The organism is Paenibacillus sp. FSL H7-0331 (assembly GCF_001956045.1).
In genome coordinates this window covers 1-1,384 of record NZ_MRTH01000138.1, presented here as the reverse complement: position 1 = coordinate 1,384, position 1,384 = coordinate 1, and the positions used below count along the sequence as shown (strand labels likewise).

Annotated in this window: 1 protein-coding gene; it reads right to left on the bottom strand. The window is 59.8% G+C overall.

Annotation, left to right across the window (positions count from 1 at the left end; translation table 11 throughout):
* Nucleotides 1–1,384 (bottom strand): hypothetical protein (locus BK127_RS42135; protein ID WP_218639091.1); only part of this gene is annotated, 1,384 nt, incomplete at both ends.

The window sequence follows — 1,384 nt, the reverse complement described above, 5'->3', positions numbered from 1 at the left end:
CGGGCCTTGTGCACCTTGCGGTCCTTGCAAGCCTTGCGGTCCTTGCAGACCTTGTGGTCCTTGCAGACCTTGCGGGCCTTGTGCACCTTGCGGGCCTTGCAAGCCTTGTGGTCCTTGCAGACCTTGCGATCCTTGTATACCTTGAGGCCCTTGGATGCCTTGCGGCCCTTGATCACCCTGCGGTCCTTGTGCGCCTTGCGGCCCTTGGACACCTTGAGGTCCTTGGACACCTTGAGGTCCTTGATCACCCTGCGGTCCTTGGGCGCCTTGCGGCCCTTGAGCACCTTGAGGTCCTTGGTCACCCTGCGTTCCCTGAACACCTTGAGGTCCTTGTACGCCTTGTGACCCTTGAGCACCTTGAGGTCCTTGTGTGCCTTGCGACCCTTGAACACCTTGAGGTCCTTGTATGCCTTGCGGTCCTTGATCACCCTGCGGTCCTTGTATGCCTTGCGGTCCTTGATCACCCTGCGGTCCTTGGGTGCTTTGCGGCCCTTGAGAACCTTGAGTTCCTTGTGCGCCTTGCGGCCCTTGGGCACCTTGAGGTCCTTGGGTGCCTTGCGGTCCTTGCGGCCCTTGGTCACCTTGAGGTCCTTGTATGCCTTGCGGCCCTTGAGCACCTTGAGGTCCTTGTGTGCCTTGCGGCCCTTGATCACCCTGCGGTCCTTGGGTGCCTTGCGGTCCTTGAACACCTTGCGTTCCTTGATCACCCTGCGGTCCTTGGGTGCCTTGAGGTCCTTGAGTACCTTGCGGCCCTTGAGCACCCTGCGGCCCTTGAGCACCCTGCGGTCCTTGAGCACCCTGCGGCCCTTGAGCACCCTGCGGTCCTTGAGCACCTTGCGGTCCTTGAGCACCTTGCGGTCCTTGAGCACCCTGCGGTCCTTGAGCACCCTGCGGTCCTTGAGCACCTTGAGGTCCTTGTACGCCTTGAGGTCCTTGTTCACCTTGAGGTCCTTGTACACCTTGTGGTCCTTGTTCACCTTGAGGTCCTTGTTCACCTTGAGGTCCTTGTTCACCTTGAGGTCCTTGTACACCTTGTGGTCCTTGTGTGCCTTGCGACCCTTGATCACCTTGCGGCCCTTGGGCACCTTGAGGTCCTTGTATACCTTGCGGCCCTTGATCACCCTGCGGTCCTTGAGCACCTTGAGGTCCTTGAGCACCCTGCGGTCCTTGAGCACCTTGAGGTCCTTGTACGCCTTGCGGCCCTTGTGCACCTTGCGGTCCTTGGGTGCCTTGTGGCCCTTGAACGCCTTGAAGTCCTTGATCACCCTGCGGGCCCTGAATACCTTGAGGTCCTTGTTCACCTTGAGGTCCTTGGGTGCCTTGCGGTCCTTGAACACCTTGAGGTCCTTGGGCACCCTGCGTTCCTTGAACACCTTGAGGTCCT